Source organism: Pseudomonas sp. B6002 (assembly GCF_013385985.1).
Taxonomy (GTDB): domain Bacteria; phylum Pseudomonadota; class Gammaproteobacteria; order Pseudomonadales; family Pseudomonadaceae; genus Aquipseudomonas.
In genome coordinates this window covers 428424-450265 of the sequence record NZ_JACAOY010000004.1, presented here as the reverse complement: position 1 = coordinate 450265, position 21842 = coordinate 428424, and the positions used below count along the sequence as shown (strand labels likewise).

18 protein-coding genes are annotated in these 21842 nt (G+C 61.4%); 5 read left to right on the top strand and 13 right to left on the bottom strand.

Annotated features, from left to right (window positions below; genetic code table 11):
• Positions 1-23: 23 nt before the first annotated feature.
• Complete coding sequence (locus HX792_RS05570) at positions 24-2549, bottom strand: sulfite reductase flavoprotein subunit alpha (protein ID WP_176995129.1); 2526 nt, start codon at positions 2547-2549, stop codon at positions 24-26.
• A gap of 136 nt (positions 2550-2685) precedes the next feature.
• Positions 2686-4992, bottom strand: a complete 2307-nt coding sequence (locus HX792_RS05565) for a TonB-dependent siderophore receptor (protein WP_176995128.1) — start codon at positions 4990-4992, stop codon at positions 2686-2688.
• 206 nt (positions 4993-5198) lie between these two features.
• Between HX792_RS05565 and HX792_RS05560 the strand changes: the two genes are divergently transcribed.
• Both HX792_RS05560 and HX792_RS05555 read left to right on the top strand, forming a co-directional pair.
• Entirely contained in the window at positions 5199-5879 is a 681-nt protein-coding gene (locus HX792_RS05560) for a Fe2+-dependent dioxygenase (protein ID WP_176995127.1), read from the top strand.
• Position 5880: 1 nt separating this feature from the next.
• Positions 5881-6633, top strand: a complete 753-nt coding sequence (locus HX792_RS05555) for a tetratricopeptide repeat protein (RefSeq protein ID WP_176995126.1) — start codon at positions 5881-5883, stop codon at positions 6631-6633.
• Between the two features lie 92 nt (positions 6634-6725).
• Here HX792_RS05555 and HX792_RS05550 read toward each other — a convergent pair whose 3' ends face one another.
• The 5 genes from HX792_RS05550 to HX792_RS05530 all read right to left on the bottom strand — a co-directional run bounded on the left by HX792_RS05550 (position 6726) and on the right by HX792_RS05530 (position 11812).
• Positions 6726-7889 (bottom strand): type III PLP-dependent enzyme, encoded by a 1164-nt coding sequence (locus HX792_RS05550; RefSeq protein ID WP_176995125.1) that lies wholly within the window; start codon positions 7887-7889, stop codon positions 6726-6728.
• Positions 7890-8336: 447 nt separating this feature from the next.
• Positions 8337-9494: a betaine/proline/choline family ABC transporter ATP-binding protein gene (locus HX792_RS05545; RefSeq protein WP_135307767.1), complete on the bottom strand. Its 1158-nt coding sequence runs from the start codon at positions 9492-9494 to the stop codon at positions 8337-8339.
• On the bottom strand, positions 9491-10144 hold the full coding sequence (locus HX792_RS05540) for an ABC transporter permease (protein ID WP_016971596.1): 654 nt from the start codon (positions 10142-10144) through the stop codon (positions 9491-9493). The genes HX792_RS05545 and HX792_RS05540 overlap by 4 nt, the downstream gene beginning before the upstream one ends.
• 12 nt (positions 10145-10156) lie before the next feature.
• The gene (locus HX792_RS05535) at positions 10157-11050 is read right to left on the bottom strand and encodes a glycine betaine ABC transporter substrate-binding protein (RefSeq protein ID WP_176995124.1); all 894 of its coding nucleotides are present in this window, start codon (positions 11048-11050) and stop codon (positions 10157-10159) included.
• A gap of 9 nt (positions 11051-11059) precedes the next feature.
• Complete coding sequence (locus tag HX792_RS05530) at positions 11060-11812, bottom strand: ABC transporter permease (protein ID WP_256349799.1); 753 nt, start codon at positions 11810-11812, stop codon at positions 11060-11062.
• Positions 11813-12222: 410 nt separating this feature from the next.
• Between HX792_RS05530 and HX792_RS05525 the strand changes: the two genes are divergently transcribed.
• From HX792_RS05525 to HX792_RS05515, 3 genes are all read left to right on the top strand, one after another.
• Entirely contained in the window at positions 12223-13806 is a 1584-nt protein-coding gene (locus HX792_RS05525; protein ID WP_025856262.1) for a peptide chain release factor 3, read from the top strand.
• A 261-nt stretch (positions 13807-14067) separates the two neighbouring features.
• A complete protein-coding gene (locus HX792_RS05520) occupies positions 14068-14313 on the top strand; it encodes a hypothetical protein (protein WP_176995123.1) in 246 nt (81 codons plus the stop codon).
• A 97-nt stretch (positions 14314-14410) separates the two neighbouring features.
• On the top strand, positions 14411-14671 hold the full coding sequence (locus tag HX792_RS05515) for a hypothetical protein (protein ID WP_176995122.1): 261 nt from the start codon (positions 14411-14413) through the stop codon (positions 14669-14671).
• Between the two features lie 109 nt (positions 14672-14780).
• Here the strand turns inward: HX792_RS05515 and HX792_RS05510 are convergent, their stop codons facing one another.
• The 6 genes from HX792_RS05510 to HX792_RS05485 form a co-directional block, all read right to left on the bottom strand.
• The gene (locus HX792_RS05510; RefSeq protein ID WP_016971590.1) at positions 14781-15752 is read right to left on the bottom strand and encodes a peptide ABC transporter ATP-binding protein; all 972 of its coding nucleotides are present in this window, start codon (positions 15750-15752) and stop codon (positions 14781-14783) included.
• Positions 15752-16720, bottom strand: coding sequence for an ABC transporter ATP-binding protein (locus tag HX792_RS05505; RefSeq protein ID WP_176995121.1), 969 nt, complete (start codon positions 16718-16720; stop codon positions 15752-15754). Before HX792_RS05505 ends, HX792_RS05510 begins: the two co-directional genes overlap by 1 nt.
• Before the next feature lie 10 nt (positions 16721-16730).
• Positions 16731-17642, bottom strand: coding sequence for an ABC transporter permease subunit (locus HX792_RS05500; protein ID WP_176995120.1), 912 nt, complete (start codon positions 17640-17642; stop codon positions 16731-16733).
• A 10-nt stretch (positions 17643-17652) separates the two neighbouring features.
• The gene (locus tag HX792_RS05495; RefSeq protein ID WP_176995119.1) at positions 17653-18663 is read right to left on the bottom strand and encodes an ABC transporter permease subunit; all 1011 of its coding nucleotides are present in this window, start codon (positions 18661-18663) and stop codon (positions 17653-17655) included.
• Positions 18664-18737: 74 nt separating this feature from the next.
• Positions 18738-20336, bottom strand: a complete 1599-nt coding sequence (locus HX792_RS05490) for an ABC transporter substrate-binding protein (protein WP_176995118.1) — start codon at positions 20334-20336, stop codon at positions 18738-18740.
• A gap of 80 nt (positions 20337-20416) precedes the next feature.
• On the bottom strand, positions 20417-21814 hold the full coding sequence (locus HX792_RS05485; protein ID WP_176995117.1) for an OprD family porin: 1398 nt from the start codon (positions 21812-21814) through the stop codon (positions 20417-20419).
• Positions 21815-21842 lie beyond the last annotated feature (28 nt).

The window sequence follows — 21842 nt, the reverse complement described above, 5'->3', positions numbered from 1 at the left end:
TGAACGTCTTCGTCCGGGAGTCATTAGTACACGTCGCGACGATAGCGGCCTTGCTCGATCAACCGTTCCACCGCCTCGCTCCCCAGGATGTCCACCAGCACCCGGTCAACGCCGGTCGCCATGCCCTCCAGACTGCCGCAGACATAAATCGCGGCGCCGTCCGCAACCCATTTGCGCAACACATCGGCCGACTCACGCAGGCGGTCCTGCACGTAGATTTTTTCTTCCTGGTCGCGAGAAAACGCCAGGTCCAGCAGCGCCAGGTCACCGCTGGCCAGCCAGCCTTGCAGTTCATCCTGGCACAGGAAGTCGTGCTTGATATTGCGCTCGCCAAACAGCAGCCAATTGCGTGTATGGCCCTCGACGATGCGTGCCTTGAGCAAGCTGCGCAGGCCTGCCAGGCCGGTGCCGTTGCCCAGTAGAATCAGCGGCACTTGCGCTTCTGGCAGGTGGAAACCGCTGTTGCGGCGCAGGCGCAGGCTGATGCCCGAACCGATCGCGGCGTGCTCCGTCAGCCAGCCAGAGCCCACGCCCAGGCTGCCGTCGGGGTGACGTTCCTGGCGCACGATCAACTCCAGCACACCGTCGCTGGCAATCGAGGCGATGGAGTATTCGCGCATGCCCAACGGCACCAGCGCGTTCACCAGCGCCTGGGCATGCAGGCCGACCAGATGGGTGCGGTTTTCCGGCAGTTGCCGTGTCGCCAATGCCAGGCTGAGGGACTGCGCCAGCCCGTCGATCACCACACCGTCACTGCCCGCCAGGCCGAGGCCTTCGAGGAAGTGTTCGATGGCCCACGGGCAGTTGCGGGGCAGGACTTCCACCAGGTCACCCGCCAACCAGCTTTGCGGCGACGGCGGTGTGAGGCCCAGCAAGTAGATATCCGAGCCCACGCTGTCGCGGTTGAGCAGCGTGCGCTGGCTCAGTGACCAGTTTTCGAACGGCGCCGCTTGCCAGGTCGCGGCGGGCGCCTGGCCGGTGAGTTGGCCGAGTTGTTGTTGCCAGGTGAGCAGGGCGTCGGCGTCGCCGCTGTCGACTTCCACCGGCGCAAACAACGCGTTGCCGCCTTGGTGGGTCAGCCAGAAATGCAGGCGTCGGGCGAAGCCGCAGAAGTGTTCGTACTGGCGATCACCCAGGGCCAGTACCGAGTAGTTCAGGCCCTTGAGGGACAGGTCCTGGCCGAGCACGCTGCGTTCGAAACCACGGGCGCTGTCGGGGGCTTCGCCGTCGCCGAAGGTGCTGACCACGAACAGCGCATGGTGCGACTGGCTCAGGTCGTCGCGGCTGACGCTGCCCAAGGGCTGCACCTTCACCGGCAGCCCAGCGGCCTGCAATTGCCCGGCGGTCTGCCAGGCCAGTTGCTCGGCAAAGCCGCTCTGGCTGGCGAAACCGATCAACCAGGCTGGCGCATCGCTGCTGTTGGCGACAAGGCCTTGGCGGGCATCGCGGACGTGGCGCTTTTTACGGCGGCGGTCGAGGTAGAGCAGCCAGCCGGTAATAAAGAACAGCGGCATGCACAGCGCGCTGATGGTGAGGATGATGCGCCCAATCAAACCGAAGTAGCTGCCGGTGTGCAGCGCATAGACGCTAGTGAGTAGCCGGGAGCCCAGGGACTTGCTGGCGTAGCGGTCGTGGGATTTGACCTCGCCGCTGGCCGGGTCCAGGTTGATCTGGTTCAGCGCCCGGTCATGAGGCGAGTCTTTGAGCAGGTAGTAGACAGTGGCCGGCTGGCCGGCGACCGCTGGCATGCGGATGTTGTAGGCGCTCAAGCCAGGTCCGGCATTGCTGTAGATGCTGCTCCAGATGGCGTCGTAGTTGGCTACCGGCGCCGGGCCTGCGGGCGGAGGGCCGCGTTTGCGCATGCGTTCATTTTGTGGCGCGTCGGACAAGAGCTTCGTCACGCCTTGGTTGTACCAATCGTAGGACCAATACAGGCCGGTCAGTGCGGCCAGCAAATAGGCGAGCAGGCACCAGGTGCCGAACACCGAGTGCAGGTCCCAATTGAAACTGCGGCCTTTTTTGCGCCAGTCCAGGGTCAGCCAGGCGCGCCAGTTCGCCGCTTGGCGCGGCCAGCGCAGGTACAGGCCCGACAGGCAGAAGAACACCAGGATCAGTGTGCAGGCACCGGTGATTTGGCGGCCGGTATCCCCCATGACGAGGAAGCGGTGCAGCTGCAAGATAAAGCCGAACACGTCCTGGCCGACGGCGTCGCCCATGTAGTCGCCGGTGTAAGGGTCGAAGTAGCGCATCTGGCCGCGACGTTCACCGGCTGGCGGGGTGAAGAACACGCGCGCGGCGTGGCCGCTTTCGCTTTCGACCCACAGCATCGACACGGTCTTGCCTTCGGTGGCTTCGAGCTTGCGCACCAGTTCTGCAGGCGGCAGTACGCCGGCCTCGCGCTTTTGCACACTCAACACGGTCGGGTTGAGCGCCAGCAGTATTTCATCCTGAAACGAGACCGCAGCCCCGGTGATCCCCATCAACGCCAGCACCAGCCCGGCAGTGATGCCGAAGAACCAGTGCAACTGGAACAGGGTTTTCTTCAACACGTCGGACCGCCTCGCTCATCTGGATATTGTTGTCACGGCGCGCATTATGCCGTGGGTTATCGAGAAATATTCTGTTTAACACGCAAAAGCCCCACGCATCCGATGCGTGGGGCTTTTGCGCGGTTGTTGCCCGCGTTTAGAAGTGGAAGCTGGTGGACAACAGGGCCGTGCGGCCGGCCGCCTGGTTGGCGAAGTGGGCCGCGTAGGCTTTGTCGTAATAGGTCTTGTCGGTCAGGTTCTGCACGTTCAATTGCAGGTCGACATTCTTGGTCAGCTTGTAGCTGGCCATGGCGTCGTAGCGAGTGTAGGACGGCACGTACACCGTGTTGGCCGGGTCGCCATAGACCTGATCGACGTAGAACGCGCCGCCACCGATGGTCAGCTTCGGCGTCACGTCATACGTGGTCCACAGGCTGAACGAGTTTTCCGGCGTGTTAGGCATCTGGTTGCCTTTGTTGGAGCCCGCGACGACGGCACCGGTACGGCTGCCGTTCTTGCCTGGGTCAACCAGTTCGGCTTTCAGGTAGCTGTAGCCGGCGAACACTTGCCATTGATCGGTGATCTTGCCGCTGGCCGACAGTTCCAGGCCGTCCACTCGCGATTCGCCCGCGGTTTCGTAGGTGTTGGAGTCCACCAGGATGCGCGTGTTTTTCTTCTCGGTGCGAAACACCGCTGCCGACAGGGACAGACGGTTGTGGAACAGGTCCCACTTGGTACCCAGCTCGTAGTTTACGGTTTCTTCCGGTTTCAGGTCGCTGGTGTTGATGCCGGTCGGGATCGCGTTGCTGTCCACGCCTTCGCCCACCAGGCCACCGGCCGGCGAAGCCGACGTCGCGTAGGAGGTGTAGATGCTGCCGTTATCCAGCGGTTTCCAGACCAGGCCCGCCTGCCAGTTGAAGAACTGGCTGTCGTCCTTGACCTTGCTGCGCGCCTTGACGGTGGAGGTCGGCACCGCGTTGGTGTTGGCTTCGGTGTCGAAGGTGTCGTAGCGCAGGCCGACGTTCAGCAACCATTTCGGGTCCAGTTCGATGGTGTCGAACACGTAGGCCGCGCGGCTGGTGGCCTTGGTGTTGGTGCCCATGTAGTTGCGTGCGATGGAGCCGGTCCAGGCATCGTCCGGGGTCGGGTTGCTCAAGGAGGTGCACTGGCCGTTTGCAGAGCCCTTGATGACGGTGCACGTCGGATTGGCGTTGGGGCTGACGGTGTAGCCGCTGACACGGGTTTCTTCACCGGTGAATTCCAGGCCGGTGGAATAGCTGTGCTTGAAGCCCAGGGCCTGGAAGCTGCCAAACAGGTCAGTTTGGTTGGTGGTGGTCGTGGTGGTGGAGACACGGGTATTGGCACGACGCCACACGGTGCCGAACTGGTTGACGTTGTGCTGGCTGTCATCCGGTTGGGTGAGCACGTAGTCCTGGCCCGTGCTGCCATGGCGCAGGGTGTTTTTCAGCGTCATGTTGTCGTTCAGGTCGTGCTCGACGGAGAACGTGCTGATGTCGGCGCGGGTCTTGCGGAAGTCACGGCTTTTCAAACCGTAGAAATTGTTGCTGTCGCCGCCGTCAGTGGGTTTGTCGTGGACGTGGGCGGCGTTTGAGGCGCGGCTGCTGTAGCCATACGGAATCCCGGAGTCGGGCAGGTCATTGCTTTCCATATGGTAGTAGCTGAGGTTGACGCGGGTCGGGGTGCCCAGGCCAAAGGTCAGCGACGGGGCCACGCCCCAACGGTCGTAGTCGATGGCGTCGCGGCCGGCGACATTTTGCTCGTGGCTCATCAGGTTCAGGCGGAACGCGGCGCTGTCGTCGAGGAACTGGCGGTTCACGTCGAGCACGTAGCGGCGGGTCTGGTCGGAACCGTAGGTGAAGCCGCCGTTGGTGAAGTCCCGCGCTTGTGGCGTCTTGCTCACCAGGTTGATGCTGCCGCCGGCCGAGCCACGGCCGCCGAACGAGGAATTGGGGCCTTTGCTGACTTCGATCGATTCGATGTCGAAGATCTCACGGCTCTGGCCACCGGTGTCACGCACGCCGTCCAGGTAAGTGTCGCCTTGGGCGTCGAAACCACGGATGAATGGGCGATCGCCTTGAGGGTTGCCGCCTTCACCGGCGCCGAAGGTAATGCCCGGCACTGTGCGCAAGGCATCCTGCAACGAGGTGGCGGCGGTGTCTTTGAGCACTTGTTGTGGCACCACGGTGACGGAGCGCGGGGTGTCCACCAGCGGGGCGGTGTACTTCTGCGATGAGGCTTTTTCCACCTGGTAGGAGGTGTTGTCCTGCTCCTGACCGGTAATGCTGGTGGCGCCGAGGGAGATACTGTTGCGCTCGCCTTTTTGTTCGGTGTCTTCAGCCGCTTGCGCCAAGTGGGCGGCAGAGCTGGCGCTGAGGGCAACGCCGATGGCCGAAGCCAGCATGCGTGGTGAACTGGCAGGTGTTTTTAGAGTAGTGCGCGGCATGACGTGTCCTTTCCCCAAGGATGTGAGGCCGCGGAATATAGGGTGAACAAGTATTTCTATCAATTGCGATACATTGCTAATTGCATTGAATTTACATTCTTTACACTTTTTGCTTACGGTTTTTACGAACTCGTTCGTCTGCCGTGTTTTACAGGGCGGATAAGAATCAATACCATTAGCGCCTCTCTGATTTCAGGTACTGTCCCATGCTGCTGCACATACCCGGCCTGTTCTCTCGTGAGGAAGTGCAGCGCATTCGCCAGGCCCTGGAAACCACCGAATGGGCCGACGGTAAAATCACCGCCGGGCACCAATCCGCCAAAGCCAAACACAACCTGCAACTGCCCGAAGGCCATCCGCTGGCCAAGGAAATCGGTGCGGCAATGCTCGAACGGCTGTGGAAAAATCCGCTGTTTATGTCAGCGGCGTTACCGCACAAAGTCTTCCCGCCCTTGCTCAACTGCTACACCGCAGGCGGCAGTTTCGACTTCCATATCGACAACGCCGTACGCCAGGCCCGGGGCAGCCACGAGCGGGTGCGCACCGACCTGTCCTCCACGTTGTTCTTCAGCGACCCCGACGAATACGACGGCGGCGAACTGGAGATCCAGGACACCTTCGGCCTGCAGCGCGTCAAGCTGCCAGCCGGCGACATGGTGCTGTACCCGGGCTCCAGCCTGCACAAAGTCAATGCCGTGACCCGTGGTGCGCGCTATGCCTCGTTCTTCTGGACCCAAAGCCTGGTGCGCGAAGACAGCCAGCGCACCTTGCTGTTCGAAATGGACGGCGCGATCCAGCAACTGTCCCGCGACGTACCCGACCACCCGGCCCTGATCCAGCTCACCGGTACCTACCACAACCTGCTGCGTCGCTGGGTCGAGGTCTGACATGGGCTTTTTATTGCGCCGTGAAGAAGTGCTCAACGTCGAGCAACTGCAATCGATGCTCGACGACTCCCCGGTCCGTGCAGCCCAGGCGATCCTGATGGCGGCGAAGGAGGGCGTGGTGGACGCCCAGGCGCTGCTCGGGCAAATCCTGCTGGAAGGCCGTGGCATTGCGCGGGATGAAGCCTTGGCACTGCGCTGGTTCCAGATCGCGGCACAGGGCGGCCACCTGATGGCGCGCAACATGGCCGGGCGTTGCCTGGAACATGGCTGGGGCTGCGCCATCGACGAAGCCGCTGCCGCTCGGGAATACCAGCAGGCGGCCGAGGCGGGCCTGGATTGGGCGCAGTACAACCACGCCAATTTGCTCGCGACCGGGCGCGGTGTCGCCGAGAATCAGCAGCAGGCGTTCGCGCTTTATCGCCAGGCGGCCGAGCAGGGGCACGCCAAGTCGATGAACCTGTTGGGGCGTTATCTGGAAGACGGGCAGTGCTGTCCAAGGGATCTGGACGCTGCCGAGGCGTGGTATCGACGTTCAGCCGAAGGCGGCGATTTTCGCGGGCAGTTCAGTTATGCGGCGGTGCTGGCGGACAGAGGCCAGATCGATGCAGCGTTGGAGTGGTTGCGCAAAGCATTGGCGGGCGGGAATCTGAAGTTTTTGCGTACGGCGCAAAAGGCGTTGGAAGCGGCGAATGACCCGCAGATCCGCGCGATGGCCGAGGCTTACCAGAAACGCGCCACACAATTAAACCTGTAGGAGCCGGCTTGCCGGCGATGGCGATCTTGAGAACGCTATCGCCGGCAAGCCGGGCTCCTACAGGGTGATGTGATCGTTCCCGGGAAGGGTGATCAGACGTAGAAAGATTTCAATGGCGGGAAGCCGTTGAATTCAACTGCGCTGTAGCTGGTGGTGTACGCACCGGTCGACAGCCAGTACAGGCGATCACCAATGGCCAGGTTCAGCGGCAGGCCGTACTTGTAGTTCTCGTACATGATGTCGGCGCTGTCGCAGGTTGGGCCGGCGATGACCACTTCTTCCATCTCGCCTTTCTTCTCGGTCCAGATCGGGAACTTGATGGCCTCGTCCATGGTTTCGATCAGGCCGGAGAACTTGCCCACATCCGTGTACACCCAACGCTCTACCGCTGTGCGGGATTTACGCGCCACCAGCACCACTTCGCTCACCAGGATACCGGCGTTGGCAATCAACGAACGGCCTGGCTCCAGGATGATTTCCGGCAAGTCGTCGCCGAAGTCTTCCTTGAGGAAGCGGATGATTTCTTCAGCGTAGGTTTCCAGGCTGTTGGTGCGGGTGATGTAGTTGGCCGGGAAGCCACCGCCCATGTTGATCAGCTTCAGGTGGATGCCGTCTTCTTCTTTCAGGCGCTCGAAGATCACTTTGACCTTGGCGATCGCCGCGTCCCACACGCTGATGTCGCGCTGTTGCGAACCCACGTGGAAGGAGATGCCGTAAGGTACCAGGCCCAGGTCACGCGCCAGGATCAGCAGGTCCATGGCCATGTCGGTCTGGCAGCCGAATTTGCGCGACAAAGGCCAGTCAGCGGTGGTCGAGCCTTCGGTGAGGATACGCACATACACTTTCGAGCCCGGCGCGGCCTTGGCGATGTTGCGCAGGTCGGCTTCGGAGTCGGTGGAGAACAGGCGCACGCCCTTCTCGAAGAAGTAGCGAATGTCCTTGGATTTCTTGATGGTGTTGCCATAGCTGATACGGTCCGGGCTGACGCCACGGCCCAGTACCTTGTCCAGCTCGTAGATCGAGGCGATGTCGAAGCTCGAACCCTTGTCTTTCAACAGGTCGATGATCTCGACGGCCGGGTTGGCCTTGACCGCGTAATAGACCTTGGCGAATTCGAAACCGGCGCGCAGGTCATCGTAGGCCTGGCTGATCATCGCGGTGTCGATCACCACGAACGGGGTTTCTTGCGTGTCGGCGAACGCCTTCATTTTGTCAAAAGTGGCGCGCGCGAAATAATCTTCGACGTTAATCGACATGCTGGGAACTCCTAAGGGCAAACTAGATTGATCAATGGGTGCAAATGAACGTCCTCCGTATCCCCACTTTGGTTCGCCTACTTCCCAAGGCATGTCGCCGAAAGCAAAAAGGCCATGGGATCAACCGCTTCCCTTGGCCTTGCTGTCTCGTCGTCAGTACTTGAGCCGGATGGATCGTTTCCAGCATGGACGTTCGGCGCGAACTTTAGGACGTGAGGGGCCATAGATCAACTAAAAATGTCGCGTTTTTGCACGCGTTCGTCGCGGGAACCCGTGCAGCTACTTATGTAACCGACCGGTGTGACGGATTGATGTTCCCCGAATGGGGCAAATCAGCGGGATTTGTGGTGGATTCATCGCAGGCAAGCCAGCTCCCACAGGGGATTGCATTCCTACAGATGAATGCAGTCCAAATGTGGGAGCTGGCTTGCCTGCGATAGCGGTGGATCAGGCCAACGCAGTCTCAGCCGGCGAAACAATACTGGTCTTGCCCCCACGGGACTTGCCGGAGCTCAAATACTCGGCAATCGACTCCTGGGTCACTTCCCCCAGGAACACCCGCTCGGCATCCATCACCGGCAACCACGAGCGATTGAACTCGTACATGCGCGACAGCAGGATGCGCAAATGCTCGTCATACGCCGCGGTGGCGTTGAACTCACGCAGGTACTGGCCGCACGTACCGGTCTGACGGTGCAGGTCGCGACGTCGTACGTACCCCAGCGCCTTGTTCTCGGCACAGGTGACCACCACATAGCGGCGGTCATGCTCATCCATCAGTTCCAGGGCATCCGCCACCGGCGTCTCAGGGCTCACCGACGGCGCGTTGTCTGCCGCATCTTCGGCCTTCACCAGCAGCAGGCGCTTGAGGGTGCTGTCCTGGCCCACAAAGTTGCTGACGAACTCATCAGCCGGGTGCGCCAGCAGCGTGTCCGGGTGGTCGATCTGCAGCAGCTTGCCGGCGCGGAAGATCGCAATCTTGTCGCCCAGCTTGATGGCCTCGTCGATGTCGTGGCTGACCATGATCACGGTCTTGTTCAGCGCGCGCTGCATCTCGAAGAATTCGTTCTGGATCATCTCGCGGTTGATCGGGTCGACCGCGCCGAACGGCTCATCCATCAACAGCAGCGGTGCATCGGCCGCCAGCGCGCGGATCACGCCGATGCGCTGTTGCTGCCCGCCCGACAGTTCACGCGGGTAGCGGTGCAGGTACTGCTTGGGCTCCAGCTTGATCATGCTCATCAACTCGCGGGCGCGGTCGTGGCATTTCTGTTTGTCCCAGCCGAGCAGCTTGGGCACCACCACGATGTTTTCCTCGATGGTCATGTTGGGGAACAAGCCGATTTGCTGGATCACGTAGCCGATGTTGCGACGCAGGGTCACTTCATCCAGGTCGGTGGTGTCTTCGCCGTTGATCAAAATCTTGCCTGACGTCGGCTTGATCAGGCGGTTGATCATTTTCAGTGTGGTGCTCTTGCCGCAGCCCGAAGGCCCCAGGAAGACGCAAATTTCGCCTTCATTGACAGTCAGGCTGACATCGTTGACGGCGGTGATGGTTTTGCCGTTGCTTTGAAAGGTCTTGGACAGGTTTTGAAGTTCGATCATTTGAGCAATCCTTTTGGAGTCAGCGAGCGTTGCAGCCATTGCAGGAGCAGGTCGGCGAAGATGGCCAGAAGACTGACCAGCACGGCGCCGACGATCAGCATCGACATGTCGCTGCGGCTGATGGAAGCCAGAATCAGTACACCCAGGCCACCGGCGCCGATGGTGGCGGCGATGGTCATCACGCCGATGTTCATCACCACGGCGGTGCGCACACCGGCGAGGATCACCGGCACGGCAATCGGCAGCTCGACCATGCGCAGGCGCTGGCCGAAGGTCATGCCGATGCCGCGTGCGGCTTCGCGAATGCCCGGTTCCACGCCGGTGAGGGCCAGGTAGGTGTTACGCATGATGGGCAGCAGGGAGTAAAGGAACACGGCGGTGATCGCCGGCATCGGTCCCAGGCCCTGGCCGAACTTGGAGTAGAACGGCAGCAGCAGGCCGAACAGGGCGATGGACGGCACGGTCAGCAACACGGTGGCGCTGGCTTGCAGCGGCCCGGCCAAGGTCGGGAAGCGCGTCATCAGGATGCCCAGCGGCACGCCGATGAGGATCGCGAGGATCACGGCAATGCCGACGAGGGTGATGTGCTGCCCGGTCAGGTGCAGGACTTGGGCCCAATCAAGATGGGAAAAGGCGTTCAGGAATTCCATGTCTTCTCCTCGTTAGTTGATCGGATGCTGGCGCAGGAAATCGGCGGCCACAGCAGAGGGGCTTTCGTGGTCGACGTCGACCCGCGCGTTCAGCTGGCGCATGGTTTCATCGTCGAACAGCGCGGCCAGCGGCTTGAGGTCGGCAGCCAGTTCCGGGTGAGCGTCCAGATACACCTGACGCACCACGGGCGCGGCGGTGTAGTCCGGGAAGTAGTGCTTGTCGTCTTCCAGCAGCTTCAGCTTGAAGGCATTCAGGCGACCGTCGGTGGTGTAAACCAGCCCGGCAAACACTTGGCCATTACGCAGCGCGGTGTAGACCAGGCCAGCGTCCATCTGCCGGGTGTTCTTGCGGGTCAGGTTCATGTCGTACAGCTTGACCATGCCCGCCAGGCCGTCGGAGCGGTTGGCAAACTCGGTGTCCAGCGCCACCAGGCGGTTTTCTTTGGTGTTCTGCGCCATGGCCTTGGTCAGGTCGCTGATGCTGCTGATTTCAGGATGTTCCTCGGCAACCTTTTCCGGCAGCGCCAGGGCGTAGGTGTTGCTGAAGCGCGACGGCGAGAGCCAGACCAGGCCTTTTTTCGCGTCGAGTTCTTTCACCCGGGCGTAGGACTGTTCGCTGTCGAGTTTCTCGTCGACATGGTTGTAGGCCACCAGCGATACGCCGGTGTATTCCCAGATCAAATCCAGCTGCCCGCTTTCCTGGGCACTGCGCGCCAGGTTGCTGCCCAGGCCACCGGTCACGCGGGTGTCGTAGCCTTTGGTGCGCAGGTATTGGGAAGTGATTTCGGCCAGCAGGGTCTGTTCGGTGAACACCCGAGCGCCGATGCGGATCACCGGTTTTTCGGCGGCTTGCGCAATACCTGCCAACAGCAGGACGCAGCTCAGTATCAAGGTCAGTTTTTTCATGTCGGTTCCTTAAGACGCCCGCAGCCCGCGTTCCAGCCAGAGGCGGCTGGCCAGGGTCACCAGACCGTCGAGCAGCAAGGCCAGCAACGCGGTGCACGCGGCGCCGAGCAGCAATTGCGGCTGATTGTTCAGGGCGATGCCAGGGAAGATCAGGCTGCCCAGGCTGTTGGCGCCAATCAGGAACGCCAGCGGGGCGGTCCCCACATTGATCGCCAGGGCCACGCGCACGCCGCCGATGATGATCGGCACGGCGTTGGGCAGTTCCACGCGAAACAGCACTTGGCGCGGCGTCATGCCGATGCCGGTGGCGGCTTCTTTCAGGGAGCCCTGGACGTTTTTCAGGCCTTCGTAGGTGTTGCGCACGATGGGCAGGAGGGAGGCGAGGAACAGCGCGAAGATGGCCGGGCCACTGCCGATGCCGAGGACGCCGAGGGCGATGGCCAGTACGGCCAGGGGAGGGACGGTGTTGCCGATGTTGAAGATCTGCATGAAGCGTTCTGCGCGCCCGACCATGTTCGGTCGGCTGAGCAGGATACCGGCGGGGATGCCCACAACGAGGGCGGCCAGCATGGAGACAAGAACGAGGATCAGGTGAGCTTGCAGGTAAAACAACAAATCGTCGCGGTACAGTTCGATCGTGTTGATGCCGATCCAGTGGACCAGCAGGGCCAGGAGCGCGACGACAACCACGCCTCCTATCAGCCCTTTGCCATAGCGAATAGCCACAGGCGGACTCCTTTTTTCTTTTGTCGGCGAACACATTCTCCGGCGGCAATGCCATTCCTGGCTGTCGGCGAATAGGTTCGCGAAAAGCAGCTCGTCCATACCGGCAACGCGGTATCAATCCGAGCCATGAGCGCAGCCTCGTCAGGCTAACTTGCTGATTTATCAGCCCCTGTTCCGAGTGCGGTAGCAGGGGAGTGGACGTCTCGACCTTTTAAAAGGTTCCATACTTGGCAGCATTTAGCCACCCTTGCTGCCGTTTTTCTCCCCGTGTAGGAGCCGGCTTGCCGGCGATGAGGCCCTTGAAATCAACACTGGGCTCAAGGCCGCCATCGCCGGCAAGCCGGCTCCTACGGGGGGTTGTGGTTGATGGGCGAACGGTGGTCCGGGAGCGTTGATTTGCGCTATACTCGCCGCCCTTTTTTGACTCACCTGCCAGGCGATTTCCCATGACCCACCAGGCCGCCGAAGTCGCGAAACGCCGCACTTTCGCCATTATTTCCCACCCCGATGCCGGTAAAACCACCATCACCGAGAAGCTCCTGCTGATGGGCAAGGCAATCGCGGTGGCCGGCACGGTGAAATCCCGCAAGTCCGACCGCCATGCCACCTCCGACTGGATGGAAATGGAAAAACAACGGGGTATTTCCATTACCACGTCGGTCATGCAGTTCCCGTATCGCGACCACATGGTCAACCTGCTCGACACCCCGGGCCACGAAGACTTCTCCGAAGACACCTACCGCACCCTGACGGCAGTGGACTCGGCATTGATGGTCCTCGACGGCGGTAAAGGCGTCGAGCCGCGTACCATCGCGCTGATGGACGTATGCCGTCTGCGTGACACGCCGATCGTCAGTTTCATCAACAAACTCGACCGCGACATCCGCGACCCGATCGAGCTGCTCGATGAAATCGAAGCCGTCCTGAAGATCAAGGCCGCGCCGATCACCTGGCCGATTGGTTGCTACCGCGACTTCAAGGGCGTTTACCACCTGGCCGACGACTACATCATTGTCTACACCGCCGGCCACGGTCACGAGCGCACCGAAACCAAGATCATCGAGAAACTCGACTCCGACGAAGCCCGCGCCCACCTGGGTGACGAGTACGACCGTTTTGTCGACCAGCTGGAGCTGGTGCAGGGCGCCTGCCATGAGTTCAACCAGCAGGAATTCCTCGACGGCCAATTGACCCCGGTGTTCTTCGGGACCGCCCTGGGCAACTTCGGTGTCGACCACGTGCTCGACGCCGTGGTGGATTGGGCGCCGCGCCCATTGGCCCGTGTCGCCAACGAACGCACCGTGGAACCGGTGGAAGAGAAGTTCTCGGGTTTCGTGTTCAAGATCCAGGCGAACATGGACCCCAAGCACCGCGACCGTATCGCCTTCATGCGTATCTGCTCCGGCAAATACGAAAAAGGCATGAAGATGCGCCACGTGCGCACCGGCAAGGACGTGCGCATCGGCGACGCCCTGACGTTCTTCTCTTCCGAGCGTGAACAGCTCGAAGAGGCCTACGCCGGCGACATCATCGGCCTGCACAACCACGGCACCATCCAGATCGGCGACACCTTCACCGAAGGCGAAGCGCTGGGCTTTACCGGTATCCCGCACTTCGCCCCGGAACTGTTCCGCCGCGTACGCCTGCGTGACCCGCTCAAATCCAAGCAACTGCGCCAAGGCTTGCAGCAGCTGGCGGAAGAGGGCGCTACCCAGGTGTTCTTCCCGGAGCGCAGCAACGACATCATCCTCGGCGCCGTCGGTGTGCTGCAGTTCGATGTGGTCGCCAGCCGCCTGAAAGAGGAATACAAGGTCGAATGCTCCTACGAGCCGATCACCGTGTACTCCGCGCGCTGGATCGAGTGCAGCGATAAGAAGAAGCTGGAAGAGTTCTCCAACAAGGCCGTGGAAAACCTCGCGCTCGACGGCGGCGGTCACCTGACCTACCTGGCCCCGACCCGGGTCAACCTGGCGCTGATGGAAGAGCGCTGGCCAGACGTGAAATTCCGCGCGACCCGCGAGCACCACTAAGGTCCGGGCGGTACAGAAAAGGGCGAAGCTGTGATGGCTTCGCCCTTTTTCATTTTGGCAGGCACCGATCAATCCTGTGGGAGCTGGCTTGCCTGCGATGGCATCAACCGGGTCTGCTTGATGCACCGAGGTGCCTGCATCGCAGGCAAGCCAGCTCCCACAATTTTGATCTTCATCCAATCCGCAGCATTGGCGCTAAGCGCGCATCCGGTCTAGCGTTTCACATATTTCACCGATTCACCGACGGAATAGGAGTTCCTGATGCGTTTAACTCGACGCGCCATTCAACTGGTGCTGCTGGGCGTCTTGGGGTTGTCCGCCTCCTGGGCGCTGGCGGGGGCAGGCACCCCCCAGTGGAAGGACACCGGCCCGGTGACCAAGCGCAAGCAAAACGAGGTCAATTCCGGCAGTTGGCAGCCCCAGGCTCAACCGGCGCCGAAGGAGGATGCAGAAAACCCTTACAACGAGGGGGAAGACAGCGAGACCTACGATGATGGCGATACCTGAGGCGTGATTGGCGCAAACCCGGGATCGGAACTAGCTTAATCCACAGCGACGGCGGAATGCCGGCGTACGTGATTCACTGACTGGACGGAAATCGACCATGACTATCTTTCAACGTGTAGTGCTGTTGCTGAAAGTGTTGGTGATGTTATCGCTGGGCGTTTCGTCTGCATGGGCCAATGCGGCCGTGCAGAGCCAGGCGCCGGGTTTTGTGGCGGCGAAGACGGCGCAGGCCGGTGGCATGCAGCTGGCCAAGAGCGAGTCGGAACCCGGTGACGAAGACCAGGGCGGATCAAAGGATGATGACGACCAGCAAGTGCCGCCAGACGACGATGACACCGAAGGTGACAGCGATACATAAGGCGCCATGAAAAAGCCCCGCCTGCCGGACTGATGCGCAATCCGACGGGAGGGGCGGTAGAACTCAAACAATGCCCCGGGCTCAACACCCGGGGCATTTTTGTGGCGGCTCAGGCCACGAACTGCTCCGCGTAGTGGCAAGCCACTTGGCGGTTGTCCAGCGCGCGCAACTGCGGCTCTTCGCTGCTGCAACGCGCTGTCGCGTAAGGGCAGCGCTTGTGGAAGGCGCAGCCCGGCGGCGGGTTCAGCGGGTTAGGCAGCTCGCCGACGATCTTGATCTTCGGCTTGTTCGGGTCAGGGTGGATGGTCGGGGTGGCCGACAGCAACGCCTGGGTGTACGGGTGCAGCGGGCGTGCGTAGATGTCTTCTTTGGGGCCCACTTCCACCGGGCGGCCGAGGTACATCACCATCACGTCGTCGGCAACGTGCTGCACCACCGCCAGGTTGTGGGAGATGAACACGTAGGCGGTGTTGAACTCCTGCTGCAGGTCCATGAACAGGTTGAGCACCTGGGCCTGGATCGACACGTCGAGTGCCGAGGTCGGCTCATCCGCCACCAGCACTTTCGGTTGCAGCATCATGGCGCGGGCCAGGGCGATGCGCTGGCGCTGGCCACCGGAGAACATGTGCGGGTAGCGCTGATAATGCTCGGGGCGCAGGCCCACTTGCTTCATCATCGCCTGCACTTTCTCGCGGCGTTCAGCGGCGGACAGGTTGGTGTTGATCAACAGCGGCTCGCCGAGCTGATCACCGACCTTCTGCCGTGGGTTCAATGAGGCGTACGGGCTCTGGAACACCATCTGCACGTCTTTGCGCAATTGCTTGCGCTGGGCCTTGTCGGCGCCAGCCACTTCCTGGCCGGCGATTTTCAAGGAGCCCGACGACGGTTCTTCAATCAGCGTGAGGGCACGAGCCAGGGTGGACTTGCCGCAACCCGACTCGCCCACCACGGCGAGGGTCTTGCCGGCTTCCAGCTCGAACGACACCCCGTTGAGGGCACGCACGGTGGCATGGCCCTTGAACAGGCCACGGGACACTTCGTAGTGACGGGTCAGGTCGCGGGCGGTAAGAACGACGGCCATTACGCCACCTCCTGGTTCAAGGGGTAGAAGCAGCGCGCAAGGCTGTTGGTTTTTGGATCAAGGCCCGGGCGCTGGGCGCGGCAGGAGTCCTGCACATACGGGCAGCGCGGCGACAGCAGGCAACCCTGTGGGCGGTCATAACGACCCGGAACGATACCTGGCAGCGTGGCCAGGCGCGTGGCGCCCAGGCTGTGCTCGGGGATCGCCTTGAGCAGGGCTTCGCTGTACGGGTGAGCCGGAATGTCGAACAACTGCGGCACCTGGCCGACTTCCACGGCTTGGCCGGCGTACATCACACACACACGCTGGGCGGTTTCAGCCACCACCGCGAGGTCGTGGGTGATCAGTACCAGGCCCATGTTCTGTTCTTTTTGCAAAGCCAGCAGCAGTTCCATGATCTGCGCCTGGATCGTCACGTCCAACGCGGTGGTCGGTTCGTCCGCGATCAGCAGTTTGGGCTCGCCGGCAATTGCCATGGCGATGGCCACGCGCTGGCTCATACCGCCGGACAGTTGGTGCGGGTAGGCGTCCATACGGCTGGCAGCGCCCGGGATCTCCACTTTCTCCAGCAGTTCGATGGCACGCTTGCGCGCTTGCTTGCCGGACATTTTCAGGTGCAGGCGCAGCACTTCTTCAATCTGGAAACCCACGGTGTAGCTGGGGTTCAGCGCGGTCATCGGGTCCTGGAAGACCATGGCCAGGTCCTTGCCGACGATCTGACGACGCTGGCGGCTGCTCAGCTTGAGCATGTCCTTGCCGTCGAAGGTCAGCGAGTCGGCGGTGACGATGCCGGGGTGCTCGATCAGGCCCATCAGCGCCATCATGGTCACGGATTTACCCGAACCCGACTCGCCAACGATCGCCAATACTTCGCCTTTGTCGACCGACAGGTCCAGGCCATCGACCACCGGCACGGCGGTCTTGTCGCCGAAGCGCACGTTGAGATTCTTGATTTCTAACAGTGACATGGGAATCTCCTCAGGCGGCGTTCTTGAGTTTCGGGTCCAGCGCGTCGCGCAGACCGTCACCCATCAAGTTGATTGCCAGCACGCTGAGCAAAATGGTCAAACCAGGCAGGCTCACCACCCACCAGGCGCGTTCGATGTAGTCACGGGCCGAAGCCAGCATGGTGCCCCACTCAGGGGTTGGCGGTTGTACGCCAAGGCCCAGGAAGCCCAGTGCGGCGGCATCGAGAATCGCCGAAGAGAAGCTCAAGGTGGCCTGCACGATCAGCGGTGCCATGCAGTTGGGCAGCACGGTGATGAACATCAGGCGTGGCAGGCCGGCGCCGGCGAGGCGGGCGGCCGTCACGTAGTCGCGGTTCAGTTCGCCCATCACCGCGGCGCGGGTCAGACGGACGTAGGACGGCAGGGACACGATGGCAATCGCAATCACAGTGTTGATCAGGCCAGGGCCGAGGATCGCGACAATGGCAACGGCCAGCAGCAGCGAGGGCAGGGCCAGCATGATGTCCATCAGACGCATGATGGTCGGGCCGAGCAAGCGCGGGAAGAACCCGGCGAACAGGCCCAGCAGGATGCCCGGGATCAGCGACATCACCACCGACGACAAGCCGATCAGCAACGACAGGCGCGAGCCCTGGATCAGGCGCGAGAGCAAGTCACGGCCCAGCTCGTCGGTGCCCAGCAAAAATTGCATCTGCCCGCCTTCCAGCCAGGCCGGTGGGGTCAGCAGGAAGTCGCGGTATTGCTCGCTCGGGTTATGCGGGGTCACCCAGGGGGCAAAAATCGCGCAGAACACGATCAGCAGCATGAACAGCAGGCCGGCAACCGCGCCTTTGTTCTTGGAAAAGGCTTGCCAGAATTCTTTGTACGGGGACGGGTACAGCAGGCTTTGATCGACTGCCGACGCTTGGGTAGGTGTGGTCATGGTCATGATCTCAGCGCTGGTGACGGATGCGTGGGTTGGCGAAGCCGTAGAGGATATCCACCACGAAGTTCACCAGGATCACCAGGCAGGCGATCAGCAAAATGCCGTTTTGCACCACCGGGTAGTCCCGCGCGCCAATGGCTTCGATCAGCCATTTGCCGATGCCGGGCCACGAGAAGATGGTTTCGGTCAGGACCGCGCCGGCCAGCAGGGTGCCGACTTGCAGGCCGACCACGGTCAGCACCGGGATCAGCGCGTTACGCAGGCCGTGCACGAATACCACGCGCGCCGGCGACAGGCCCTTGGCCTTGGCGGTACGGATGTAGTCTTCGCGCAGCACTTCGAGCATCGACGAACGGGTCATCCGCGCGATCACGGCCAGCGGGATGGTGCCGAGCACGATGGCCGGCAGGATCAGGTGGTGCAGGGCGTCGAAGAACGCGTCTGGCTCGTCAGCCAGCAGGGTGTCGATCAGCATGAAGCCGGTGCGCGGCTCGATGTCGTAGAGCAGGTCGATCCGCCCGGACACCGGGGTCCAGCCCAGGCTCACCGAGAAGAACATGATCAGGATCAGGCCCCACCAGAAGATCGGCATCGAATATCCCGCCAGGGAGATGCCCATCACCCCATGGTCGAACAGGGATCCTCGCTTGAGTGCCGCGATCACCCCGGCCAACAGGCCCAGGACGCCGGCGAACAACAGGGCGGCCATGGACAGTTCCAGGGTCGCGGGAAACAGTGCGGTGAACTCGGTCCACACGCTGGTGCGGGTGCGCAGGGACTCGCCAAGGTCGCCTTGGGCGAGCTTGCCGACATAGTCCAGGTATTGCGCATACAGCGGCTTGTTAAGGCCAAGGCGTTCCATTGCCTGTGCGTGCATCTCGGGGTCGACGCGCCGCTCGCCCATCATGACTTCAACGGGGTCGCCAGGGATCATGCGTATCAACGCAAACGTGAGCAACGTGATGCCGAAGAACGTGGGGATCAATAACCCCAATCGGCGGGCAATAAAACTAAACATCTTGTTGTGTACCTCAATCAGCCGGTTAGGCAGGTCCGGCACCGCCAGTGTCGACGGTGCCGAGCGTCTCTTATTTACTTCACCTGGGTGGTGGCGAAGTTATTTGTGGTCAGAGGGCTTTGGGTATAACCCTCGACGTTTTTGCGCATGGCGGTGAACATCTTCGGATACGCCATTGGAATCCAGGGTTGGTCTTTCTCGAAAACGTCCTGGGCTTGTTGATAGAGTTCAGCGCGCTGGCCAGGTTCAGCGATGGCGCGCGCCTTGTCGATCAAGTCTTGAAACTCTTTGTTACACCAGCGGGCGTAGTTTTCGCCGTTTTTGGCAGCATCGCAACTCAGGTTCGGGGTGAGGAAGTTATCCGGGTCCCCGTTATCCCCGGCCCAGCCGGCCGAAACCATGTCGTGCTCACCGTTTTTAGCACGCTTGAGCATTTCGCCCCATTCCATGACTTTGATATTCACTTTCAGGCCGATCTGCGCCAGGTCCGCCTGCATGCGCTGGGCGCCGAGCATCGGGTTGGGGTTGGTCGGGCCGCCACCGTTGCGGGTGAACAGGGTGAACTCAGTGCCTTCCGGTACACCGGCTTCCTTGAGCAGGGCGCGGGCCTTGTCCAGGTCACGTGGCGGGTTCTTCAGCTTGTCGTTGAAGCCCAGTAGCGTCGGCGGGTAAGGGCCGGTGCCGACCACGGCATTGCCTTTGCCGTACAGGGCTTCGGTGTAGCCGGCCTTGTCGAAGGCGATGTTGATCGCGTGGCGCACCCGTGCGTCGCTCATGTACTTATGGGTGGTGTTCAGCGCGGTGTAGCTGGTGGTCATCGCCGCCAGTTCGTCGACCTTCAGGTTCGGGTCGGCCTTGACGCTCGGCACGTCATCGGGCTTGGGGTACAGCGCGATCTGGCACTCGTTGGCCTTGAGCTTCTGCAGGCGAACGTTGTTGTCGGTGGTGATCGCCAGGATCAGCGGATCGGCAGGCGGCTTGCCACGGAAGTAATCCGGGTTGGCCTTGAAGCGTACCTGGGCGTCCTTGGCGTAGCGGGTGAAGATGAACGGGCCGGTGCCGATCGGCTTGGCATTCAGGTCGTCGGTCTTGCCGGACTTGAGCAACTGGTCGGCGTATTCGGCGGAGTGGATCGAGGAAAACGCCATGGCCAGGTCGGCCAAAAACGGTGCTTCAGGACGGGTCAGGGTGAAGACCACGGTGTGATCGTCGGTCTTCTCTACGCTCTTGAGCAGTTCCTTGAAGCCCATGCTTTCAAAGTACGGGTAGCCCACGCTGGACTTTTTGTGCCACGGGTGATTCGGGTCCAGCTGGCGCTGGAAGCTCCAGAGCACGTCGTCGGCATTCAGGTTGCGCGTGGGTTTGAAGTAGTCGGTGGTGTGGAACTTGATGTCGTCACGCAGGTGAAAGGTGTAGGTCAGGCCATCGGCGCTGATCTCCGGCAGGGCCTTGGCCAGTGCGGGGATCACTTCGGTGGTGCCGGGCTTGAAGTCCACCAGGCGGTTGAACATGGTTTCAGCGGCGGCGTCAGCGGTGACGGCCGTGGTGTACAGGACCGGGTCGAAACCTTCCGGGCTGGCTTCGGTGCAGACCACCAGTGGTTTGGCCGAAACGCCGATCGCAACGCTCAGCAGCGCGGCGGCCATGGCGGCTTGGAGTGGGAGCATTTTCATTCAGAGCCCTCTGCAATCGATTGAACCAGACAAGCGTAGACGGCAGGCTCGTCCTGAGCCGGCCGTCTACCTGGCGCTAATTAAAGAATGTTGAACGGAATGGTGGTGACCAGACGGAACTCACGGATGTTGCCGTCAGCCTGGTTTTCGCTGGCACGGTGAGTCACGTAGGTGCCACGGATGGTGGTGGCTTTCAGAGGGCCGCTCTGGATTGCGTAGGAAGAACCCACGCCGTATTCCTGGTGGTGTTCACCGTTCTGGGACTGGATGCCGTTGTAAGCGAAGCCTTTCACGCCGCCGTCGCCGGTGTAGTGAGTACCGTCGATGCCCCAACCGCGGGCCGAGTAGATGTTGAACTTCAGGCCTGGCACGCCGTATTCGGCCATGTTGATGCCGTAGGCAACCTGGAAGGACTTCTCGTTCGGACCGTTAAAGTCGGAAGTCAGGGAGTTGGCCAGGTAGATACCGTTGGTTTCGTGCAGGTAGTCGAAGTACTCGTTACCGTTCACTTCCTGGTACGAGAAGGTCAGGCTGTGAGCCTGGTGGGTCAGGCCGAGCGACAGCGAGTAGGTGTCGTTGTCGATCTTGCCCATCAACTTTTTGCCTTCGTCGACGGTTTTGTAGTAGTTCAGGCCGGTGGTCAGGCTCAGTACCTGGCTGTCACCCAGTTCGTGGGTAGCGCCGAAGTAGTACTGGTTCCAGAAGTCTTTCACGTTGGCGGCGAACAGGCTGGTCTTCAGACTCTTGAGTGGCTGGTAGTTGACGCCCAGGGTGCTGACCTTGTCGGTTTCCTGCTTGCCATTGCCGTATTCGGTGCGGAACTTCGAAAGGCTCTGCTCAGTCCGCGGGGATACGCGGTCAAAGACGCCGCCCTGGAAAGACAGGTTGCTGAACTCTTCGCTGTTGAAGCTCACACCTTCGAAGCTCGAAGGCAATGCACGGTTGCCGATGGTGTCGACGATACCGCTGCTGAAGTTCTGGCGACCGGCGGTCAAGGTGGTGTTCGACACGCGGAACTTGACGTTGGCCAGGCCCAGTTTGCTCCATTGGCCTACTGCGTCACCGTCGGAGTCAGCGAGGGTACGGTTGGAACCGCCCTTGATGTCGCGCTTGCTGCGGTCCAGGACCACGGCGTTGTAGGCCGCCACTTCAGTGGCTACGCCCACGGTGCCTTGGGTGAAGCCCGAGGAGTAGTTGAGGATGGTGCCTTGTACCCAGTTGGTACGGTTCGCGTCGGTGCGCGTTTGACCGTGCTTCTCGTACGAGAAGCGCTGACCACGGAATTTCTTCTCGGTCGAGTACCAGTTACGCGTTGTACCGCCCAGGCTTTGACCGTCGATAAAGCCTTTGGCCTCGCTTTGGGCGCTGGTGCCGGCCAGTGTGGTTGGAACGAAGTCCTGGCTCTGGGTTTCAGCGTAGGCGGTGGCCGTGATGCTGCTGATGGCCAAGGCCAGAAGCGCGGTGCTGCTCAGTTTCATGGGTGAAGCTCCTTTGGTTCTCTTTTTT

Coding starts and splice junctions, on each gene's coding strand:
- HX792_RS05565 (WP_176995128.1), bottom strand. CDS start 4,992: ATGCCGCGCACTACTCTAAAAACACCTGCCAGTTCACCACGCATGCTG.
- HX792_RS05560 (WP_176995127.1), top strand. CDS start 5,199: ATGCTGCTGCACATACCCGGCCTGTTCTCTCGTGAGGAAGTGCAGCGC.
- HX792_RS05555 (WP_176995126.1), top strand. CDS start 5,881: ATGGGCTTTTTATTGCGCCGTGAAGAAGTGCTCAACGTCGAGCAACTG.
- HX792_RS05550 (WP_176995125.1), bottom strand. CDS start 7,889: ATGTCGATTAACGTCGAAGATTATTTCGCGCGCGCCACTTTTGACAAA.
- HX792_RS05545 (WP_135307767.1), bottom strand. CDS start 9,494: ATGATCGAACTTCAAAACCTGTCCAAGACCTTTCAAAGCAACGGCAAA.
- HX792_RS05540 (WP_016971596.1), bottom strand. CDS start 10,144: ATGGAATTCCTGAACGCCTTTTCCCATCTTGATTGGGCCCAAGTCCTG.
- HX792_RS05535 (WP_176995124.1), bottom strand. CDS start 11,050: ATGAAAAAACTGACCTTGATACTGAGCTGCGTCCTGCTGTTGGCAGGT.
- HX792_RS05530 (WP_256349799.1), bottom strand. CDS start 11,812: ATGTGTTCGCCGACAAAAGAAAAAAGGAGTCCGCCTGTGGCTATTCGC.
- HX792_RS05525 (WP_025856262.1), top strand. CDS start 12,223: ATGACCCACCAGGCCGCCGAAGTCGCGAAACGCCGCACTTTCGCCATT.
- HX792_RS05520 (WP_176995123.1), top strand. CDS start 14,068: ATGCGTTTAACTCGACGCGCCATTCAACTGGTGCTGCTGGGCGTCTTG.
- HX792_RS05515 (WP_176995122.1), top strand. CDS start 14,411: ATGACTATCTTTCAACGTGTAGTGCTGTTGCTGAAAGTGTTGGTGATG.
- HX792_RS05510 (WP_016971590.1), bottom strand. CDS start 15,752: ATGGCCGTCGTTCTTACCGCCCGCGACCTGACCCGTCACTACGAAGTG.
- HX792_RS05505 (WP_176995121.1), bottom strand. CDS start 16,720: ATGTCACTGTTAGAAATCAAGAATCTCAACGTGCGCTTCGGCGACAAG.
- HX792_RS05500 (WP_176995120.1), bottom strand. CDS start 17,642: ATGACCACACCTACCCAAGCGTCGGCAGTCGATCAAAGCCTGCTGTAC.
- HX792_RS05495 (WP_176995119.1), bottom strand. CDS start 18,663: ATGTTTAGTTTTATTGCCCGCCGATTGGGGTTATTGATCCCCACGTTC.
- HX792_RS05490 (WP_176995118.1), bottom strand. CDS start 20,336: ATGAAAATGCTCCCACTCCAAGCCGCCATGGCCGCCGCGCTGCTGAGC.
- HX792_RS05485 (WP_176995117.1), bottom strand. CDS start 21,814: ATGAAACTGAGCAGCACCGCGCTTCTGGCCTTGGCCATCAGCAGCATC.